This is a genomic window from Pyxidicoccus fallax, from assembly GCF_012933655.1.
Taxonomy (GTDB): Bacteria; Myxococcota; Myxococcia; order Myxococcales; family Myxococcaceae; genus Myxococcus; species Myxococcus fallax.
Genome location: NZ_JABBJJ010000497.1, coordinates 1 through 6,809, shown reverse-complemented (window position 1 = coordinate 6,809; position 6,809 = coordinate 1). Strand labels below are relative to the sequence as shown.

Annotated in this window: 7 protein-coding genes and 1 pseudogene; 7 read left to right on the top strand and 1 reads right to left on the bottom strand. The window is 70.7% G+C overall.

The window, feature by feature from the left end; translation table 11 throughout:
- The 5 genes and pseudogenes from lpxK to HG543_RS56910 all read left to right on the top strand — a co-directional run.
- A pseudogene (gene lpxK / locus HG543_RS56920) lies at positions 1–676 on the top strand (tetraacyldisaccharide 4'-kinase); the annotation flags it as partial.
- Positions 671–1,495, top strand: coding sequence for a tetraacyldisaccharide 4'-kinase (locus tag HG543_RS57235; RefSeq protein ID WP_439332621.1), 825 nt, complete (start codon positions 671–673; stop codon positions 1,493–1,495). The pseudogene lpxK and the gene HG543_RS57235, both read left to right, overlap by 6 nt.
- Before the next feature lie 31 nt (positions 1,496–1,526).
- Positions 1,527–2,540: a bifunctional heptose 7-phosphate kinase/heptose 1-phosphate adenyltransferase gene (locus HG543_RS49985; RefSeq protein WP_169352053.1), complete on the top strand. Its 1,014-nt coding sequence runs from the start codon at positions 1,527–1,529 to the stop codon at positions 2,538–2,540.
- Positions 2,537–3,025, top strand: coding sequence for an adenylyltransferase/cytidyltransferase family protein (locus HG543_RS49980; protein WP_169352052.1), 489 nt, complete (start codon positions 2,537–2,539; stop codon positions 3,023–3,025). The genes HG543_RS49985 and HG543_RS49980 overlap by 4 nt, the downstream gene beginning before the upstream one ends.
- Before the next feature lie 3 nt (positions 3,026–3,028).
- Positions 3,029–3,217 (top strand): Trm112 family protein, encoded by a 189-nt coding sequence (locus tag HG543_RS56910; RefSeq protein WP_343073642.1) that lies wholly within the window; start codon positions 3,029–3,031, stop codon positions 3,215–3,217.
- A gap of 21 nt (positions 3,218–3,238) precedes the next feature.
- Here the strand turns inward: HG543_RS56910 and HG543_RS49975 are convergent, their stop codons facing one another.
- Positions 3,239–4,345, bottom strand: a complete 1,107-nt coding sequence (locus HG543_RS49975) for a glycosyltransferase family 9 protein (protein WP_169352051.1) — start codon at positions 4,343–4,345, stop codon at positions 3,239–3,241.
- A gap of 83 nt (positions 4,346–4,428) precedes the next feature.
- Here HG543_RS49975 and HG543_RS49970 point away from each other — a divergent pair, with 83 nt between their 5' ends.
- Positions 4,429–5,307, top strand: coding sequence for a YicC/YloC family endoribonuclease (locus HG543_RS49970; protein WP_169352050.1), 879 nt, complete (start codon positions 4,429–4,431; stop codon positions 5,305–5,307).
- Complete coding sequence (gene gmk / locus HG543_RS49965; RefSeq protein WP_169352049.1) at positions 5,304–5,933, top strand: guanylate kinase; 630 nt, start codon at positions 5,304–5,306, stop codon at positions 5,931–5,933. The genes HG543_RS49970 and gmk overlap by 4 nt, the downstream gene beginning before the upstream one ends.
- The last annotated feature ends 876 nt before the right edge of the window (positions 5,934–6,809 follow it).

The window sequence follows — 6,809 nt, the reverse complement described above, 5'->3', positions numbered from 1 at the left end:
CTCCCCCAGTGCCCCCACGACCATCGAGCGGGTCTTCTACCCATCGGAGCCCGAGCCCTGGGGCCGTCGCGCGCTCCTGTCTCCGCTGACCGCGGTGTCATGGACCTACGGAGCGGCGGTGCGCCTGAGAGGCGCGCTCTACGACGTGGGCCTGCTGCGCGCGGAGCGTGTGGAGGGCCTTCGAGTCATCTCCGTGGGCAACGTCAACGTGGGGGGCACGGGGAAGACGCCGGCGGTGCTCCACCTCGCGGAGTTGCTGGTGCGCGAGGGCCGCAAGGTGGGCATCCTCACGCGAGGTTACGGCCGTCGTTCGAAGGAGCCGCTGACCTTCATCGGCACGGAGCCGCTGCCCTCCGTGGAGGAAGCAGGGGACGAGCCGCTGCTGCTCGCCCGGCGGTGCCCCGAGGTCCGCCTCTTCGTGGGAGCGGACCGGGTGGCCGGGGCATACCGCGCACGTGACGAGTTCGGCCTGGACACGGTGCTGCTCGACGATGGTTTCCAGCACCGGAGGCTCGCGCGAGACGAGGACCTCGTCGTCGTGGATGAGTCCGTGGGGCTGGGCAACGGCCACATGCTCCCGAGGGGCCCATTGCGAGAGCCACGCTCCGCGCTGCGCCGGGCCACCTTGTTCTGGATTCGCGTGGCCGCTACGCCATCCGGCACGGCGGGTATGCCTCGGAGCCTGCAGGCAGCAAGCTCGCGGGCCGGCGCGGAAGGAACGTTCGTTCCACGGGAGTCCTCGGCCTCCTGGGGACACGTGCCCCATCACGGCTCCAGAGCTGGGGGTGCCCCCATCGCGGAGGAAGGAACGTTCGTTCCACGGGAGCCCTCGGCCTCCGAGGGGCACAGGCCACCTCGTGCATCTGGAGCCGGAAGGTTGCCGACCGACGCGGAAGGAACGTTCGTTCCACGGGAGTCCTCGGCCTCCGAGGGGCAACTGCCCCATCACGGCGCTGGAGCCGGAGATGCACTGACAGCGGCGGAAGGAACGTTCGTTCCACGGGAGTCCGCAATCGCTGGAGGGGCCATGCGGCCTCTCGCCTCCGAAGTCACCGGGGCCCTCGCTCCCGCTGACGTTCCATCGCATTCGCTCGACCCCGCCGTGCCCCGGGTGCGCACGCGTTACCGTCCCATCGGCTGGGTAGGCCCCTCCGGCGAGCTCCTCCCGGTCGACGCACTCGCGGGGCAGCCGGTGCTCGCGCTCGCGGGGCTTGCCCGGCCGGGGGGCTTCCTGCGGACCCTGCACTCCCTCGGCGCGGAGGTCCGCGACGCGGCCCTCTTCCCAGACCATCACCGTTTCACGGCGGAGGAGCTTCGGGACGTGGAGGCACGAGCCGTCCGTCAGGGCATCCGGGTGGTGACGACGGAGAAGGACCTGGTCCGCCTGCCTCCCGGTTTCGTGGCGTGGGTGGTGCGGCTCGGGGTGGAAGTCTTGGAGGGCGAGTCCCACCTGCGGCGGGCGCTCGGGCTGGCGGACGCATCGCGCGACTTGTGAGGCGCGGGGGCCTGTGGGACAAACCGCCGCCATGGCCGCAGTCTCGCCCGCTCGTTCGTTGCCCTCGCCCTCGCGCCTGCCGCTCGCCTTCGCGCGCCGCCGGGTGCTGTTGGTCGGGGACCTGGTCGCCGACCACTACATCTACGGTCAGACGGACCGCGTGAGCCGCGAGGCTCCGGTGCTCATCGTCCGCTACGAATCCGCCGAGGTGAAGCTGGGCGGAGGCGCCAACGTGGCGGCCAACGTCCGCGCGCTCTCCGGGCAGGTGACGGCGGTGGGGGCACTGGGTGCGGACGAGATGGGGGCCGCGCTGCGCAAGCTGTTCGCGGACACCGGCATCCGGCTGCACGCGGTGAGCGGCCGAGGCATCGAGACGGAGACGAAGACGCGCATCCTCGCGGGCGGGGTGAGCACCACGCGCCAGCAGATGCTTCGCCTGGACCGGGGGCAGCGAGCCGCGCTCCCCCCGCGTCTACGCAAGGCGCTGGCGAAGCAGGTGGAGGAGGCGGCGCGCGACGCGGACGCGGTGGTGGTGTCCGACTACGGCGCGGGCGTGCTCGGTGAAGAGGTCCGCGAGGTCCTCCGGCGGCTGGCGGCGGATGGCCTGCCGGTGTGCGTGGACAGCCGGTATGCGCTGTCCTCCTTCGTGGGCCTGACGGTGTGCAAGCCCAATGAGCCGGAGCTGGAGGCACTCGCCGGGCGGCCGGTGCGCACGGAGGCGGACCTGCTGGAGGCGGGACAGGCGGCGCTGCGCAAGTTGGGGTGCCGCGCGCTGCTGGTGACACGGGGCCGGCACGGCATGACGCTCTTCGACGCGGAAGGCGGGGTGGACCACATCCCCGTGCACGGCGCGAAGGCGGCGGTGGACGTGACGGGAGCGGGAGACACGGTGATTGCCACCTTCTCGCTGGCGCTGGCGGCGGGGGCCTCGTTCGGCGAGGCCGCGCGGCTGGCGAACGTGGCGGGCGCGCTGGTGGTGCAGAAGCCGGGCACAGCGACGGTGTCGCGGGACGAGCTGCTCGAAGAGCTGCGGAGCACACGATGAACACCCTGGACAAGCTCCAGCCGCTGGCGAAGGTGGCCGAGGAGCGGGAGCGTTGGCACGCCGAGGGGCGCACGGTGGCGCTGGCCAACGGCGTCTTCGACCTGATGCACGTGGGCCACGTGCGCTACCTGGAGGGAGCGCGGGCGCTGGCGGACGTGCTGGTGGTGGCGGTGAACTCGGACGCGTCCACGCGGGCCTACAAGGGCCCGGGGCGTCCGTACATCCCGGAGAACGAGCGGGCCGAGCTGGTCGCCGCGCTCGCCTGCACGGACCGGGTCATCGTCTTCGACGAGCCGAACGTGCGAGGCATCATCCGCGCGCTCAAGCCGGACGTGCACGTGAAGGGCACGGACTACACGCCGGACAGCATTCCCGAGGCCGACGAGGTCCGTGCCTACGGCGGGCGCACGGCGGTGTCCGGGGACCCGAAGGACCACAGCACCACGGAACTCGCCCGGCGCCTCGGCCGCGAGGGCACGAAGTAGCCCGTGCCACCCCTGGACGCCGTGCTGAGGGACGTGCTCGGTTGTCCCCGGTGCAAGGGCCCGCTCACGGTGCACGAAGATGGGCCTCACACCGAGGTCCGCTGCCCGCGCTGCCACTGCGCGTGGCCGGTGGAGGATGGAATCCCGCGGCTCATCCCCGAGCGGATGACGACACTCCCCCCGCGCGACTGAAGCCCAGGGGAAGTCAGGTCGTTACCGGCTCACCGCGCGAGGAATCGCGGCGGCGAAGGTCCGCACCTCCTCGGACGCCCGAGCCTCCAGCCCCGCTCCGCCCGCGCCATCGACAAGGGACGTGAGGTCCACCATCCGGTGGGGCGCGTACGCGTGGCCCCAGCGCTCCATGTCCATGCGGAGGAAGAACGCCAGGGTGGGGGCCCCCACGGCGACGGACAGGTGCATGGGGCCGGTGTTGTTGCACACGGTGAGACCGGCGAAGCGCATGAGCGCGGCCAGCTCGTCCAGGTTGGTTGCGGGGGCCATCCGGGCACCGGGCGCGGCCTCCACCACGGAGCGGGCGAGTTCCTCCTCACCGGGGCCCCAGGTGACGATGGGGATGCGCCCCAGCTCCAGCAGCGTGCGGGCCGCGGCGGCGAAGGCCTGTGGCGGAATCCGCCGGGGCCCCAGTCGGCCACCCGGGTTGATGACCGCGAACGCCGTGCCGGCGCCTGCCTCCAGGTACGCGCGGATGGCGGGGCCGACGACAGGCTCCCGGAAGGACAGCCCGCGGGCCAGGGTGCCGCCCGTCAGGGGCGTGAGCAGGTGCGTGCGCTGCACGGCCTCGTTCCGGGTATCCGTCCGGGCGGGCACGGGCAGCGAGTGGAGCTTGGACACCGGCCACACGTCCGGGCCGATGATCACCGCGTGGGGGCCCGCCATCCGGGACACGAGCGCGCTCGTCACTGACGGGGACTCCCAGTTGGCGCAGTCCACCACCACGTCGTAGCGTTCGCGGCGCAGGGCGCGGATGCCGGGCGCCAGGGGTCCCAGCCAGAGCCGGCGCCGGTCGAACGCGATGACCGAGTCCGCGTCCGGGTGGCCAGCCAGCACACGCGCCACCTTGGCATGCACGAGCACATGCACCTCGGGAGCGGGGTGCACGTGTGCCTTGAGGGTGCGCATCAGGGGGGTGGTGAGGAGCGCCTCGCCCACGCGGTTGTCGGGCCGCACGAGCAGCACCTTCCGGGGAACGGGCAGGGAACTTCCACGAGGACGACGACGACCGGGGCGCCAGAAGAGGGCGGACGCCACGAGCGCCAGCGCCAGCTTCGCCCACAACTCGAGCCGCTTGTGCCAGGACATCTCGCGGCGGACCCTACACAGAATCAGATGCGGTGCAAGCACGCGGCTTGACCTGGAGGCGGAAAGCCCCTAGCAACCGCCCAATGCTGAAGAGCATGACCGGGTTCGGAGCGGGCCGCGCGCGCGTGGGGGACGAAGAGGTCTCCGTCGAGTTGCGCTCGCTCAACCACAAGTTCTGTGAGGTGAAGGCGCGCCTTCCCCGTGAGCTGTCGTCGCTGGAGCCCCTGGTGACGAAGCAGGTGAAGGACCGGCTGGCCCGTGGCTCGGTGGAGCTGCTGGTGAAGCGGCACGCCGCCACCGCCTCCGGGACGGTGCCCACGGTGGACCTCAACCTGGCGCGCGAGTACGTGCGCGCCTTCCGCGAGCTGGCCAAGGAGCTGGGCCTACCCGGAGAGGTGGCCTGGTCCCAGGTGGCCAACCAGCCCGGAGTCGTCCGCCTGGAGGAGAAGGGCGTCGACCTGGAGTCCGCCACCCCGGCGGTGCAGGCCGCGCTGGACCAGGCCCTCACGGCGCTGGAGAAGATGCGCCTCGTCGAGGGCGAGGCCATCCACGCGGACCTCGATGCCCGGCTGAAGCTGCTGGAGGGCTGGAGCCGCGAGGTGGCGCAGCTCGCGCCGCGCGCCGTGCAGGAGTACCAGCAGCGGCTCACGGACCGTATCGCCGAGCTCGCGCGCGGCGTGGCGGTGGACCCGCAGCGGTTGGCGCAGGAGGTGGCCCTCTTCGCCGAGCGCACGGACATCGCCGAGGAGGTCACCCGCCTGGCGAGCCACCTCGAGCAGTTCCGCGCCCTCATGGCCAGCAGCGAGCCCGCTGGCCGCCGAATGGATTTCCTCGTGCAGGAGATGCACCGAGAGGTGAACACGACCGGCTCCAAGAGCCAGCACGCGGAGATCTCCGCGCGCGTGGTCTCGATGAAGGCCGAGGTCGAGCGCATCCGCGAACAGGTGCAGAACGTCGAATGAACGCGCCCACCGTGCTCCAGCCTGGTCTGTTGCTCGTCCTCTCCGCGCCCTCGGGTGCCGGAAAGACCACCCTTGCCCACCGGCTCCTCAAGGAGACCCCGGATGCGGTCTTCTCCATCAGCGTCACCACCCGGCGGCCCCGCGGGAAGGAGCGCGACGGCGTGGACTACCACTTCGTGGACGTCGCCACCTTCCAGCAGAAGATTGAAAAGGGCGAGTTCGTCGAGTGGGCCGAGGTCCACAGCCACTTCTACGGCAGCCTCCAGTCCGTGGTGGACCAGGCCCGCGCCCGCAAGAGCGTGGCCATCTTCGACATCGACGTGCAGGGCGGGCAGGCCATCAAGCGCAAGCACCCTGACGCGGTGACCGTCTTCGTGCTCCCGCCTTCCATGGAGGAGCTGGAGCGGCGCCTGAGGGATCGTCAGACGGACTCGGATGAGACCATCCGCCGCCGGATGCTGGCTGCCCGCTCGGAGATGGAGCGGGGAGTCGCGCTGTACGACTACATCATCCTGAACGACGACTTCGAGCGAGCCTACAGCGAGCTCCGCTCGGTGGTCGTGGCCGAGCGCTGCCGGCGCGGCCGGGTGGACGTCTCGAAGCTGGGGCTCGGAGGCGGGGGCTGAAAACCCCGCGGGAATGGTCCGGCGGAGGAGGGGGGTTACCCCCATCACCCGGACGGCGCACAAGCCGAGGCGCTTCCGGGGCGGCGCGAGTGACGAGAAGCAAACTTCTTGCGCCGCCGGGGCAGTTGGCGGATAAGCGGCCCCACCTCACGGCGACACGCGGACGTCACCCGACCTCCCGTGGCGGCTCTCTGAGTGGAATCGAATAAGACCGTGGGTCGATGCCGGCAGCCCTCCGAAGGGAGAGCTTCTCGGCCGTCACCCGGAGCAGGTCGAAGCGGCTCGTGACAACGAGTTGACACTTCGAAAAAGGCTCCTTAGATGGTCGACGAAGAGGCAGTGCTGAACCGGCGGGCGGCGTGGTGGTGGAAGTGGGCAGCCGTCTCATGGGAGACGGAGTCGGGGCAGGGCAGGACGGAAGAACCGAGTCGACGAAGGGATTGACTCGAGACGCGGTGGTGGTAGAAGCCGCGCCCCTCGCACCGAAGCCCGCGCACTGGCGCGGAAGGGACTTCGGCGGCGAGCCCGCAGCAAACGAAATTCGGAATATGGCGGTCAACGCAGCAGGTTGACGAAGACGCGGCCACGAAGTAGAAGCCGCGCCCCCGACGAAGAAAAGCCCGGGAAGAAGTTCAACGGGCGACGCGGTTGGGGAAGTCACGAAGCAGCGGTTGACAGGGACGGCGGCGAAGCGGTACAAGCCGCGCCCCCTCGAAAGAAAACAGCGGAAGCCACTGGGCGGCGCTGAAGACTTCGAGAGGCCGCAGAGGACGCGAAAGTCGAAGTTGACAACGGACGCGACTCTGAATAAAGAATGCGGCCCCGCCGGTTGAAACGGCAGGCGGCAAGAGCAGCAACGGTAGCAAAAAGTCGTTG